The sequence below is a fragment of the Streptomyces sp. NH27 genome (assembly GCF_056859195.1).
In genome coordinates, this window is sequence record NZ_JACEGK010001070.1 from 1 (window position 1) to 515 (window position 515).

The following is a 515-nucleotide window of genomic DNA, read 5'->3' on the forward strand; positions in this document are numbered from 1 at the left end:
TGGCACCGGGCATGTAGAGCACCGAGCGGCGGGGGCGCGGTGCGGACGTGCTCGCGGGGGTGGGCGCGGAGGCGGCTGCGGAGGTGCCTGCGGGGGAAGTCATCGGGCGGCCTCCTCGGGGGCGGCGGCGTACGCGCTCGCGAGTTCGGGGTCGCGGGCGGCGAGCGTGTCCGCGAGTTCGGCGACCACCTGGCACTGCTTGTAGGTGGCGTCGTCCTGCATCTTGCCGTCGATCATCACCGCGCCGGTGCCGTCGCCCATCGCCTCGATCACCCGGCGGGCCCAGGCGACGTCCTCGGGGGCGGGCGAGAAGACCCGCTTGGCGATGTCGATCTGTACCGGGTGCAGCGACCAGGCGCCGACGCAGCCGAGCAGGAAGGCGTTGCGGAACTGGTCCTCGCATCCGGTGACGTCCTTGATGTCCCCGAACGGCCCGTAGTACGGCAGGATGCCGTTCGCGGCGCACGCGTCGACCATCCGGGCGATCGTGTAGTGCCACAGGTCCTGCTGGTAGG

The 515-nt window shown here is 72.0% G+C and carries 1 protein-coding gene; it reads right to left on the reverse strand.

The genetic code is table 11. The features are described from left to right. Nucleotides 1-99 precede the first annotated feature (99 nt). The coding region (locus AC13HU_RS38060) for an HpcH/HpaI aldolase/citrate lyase family protein (protein ID WP_483046562.1) at nt 100-515 on the reverse strand (416 nt) is incomplete at its 5' end.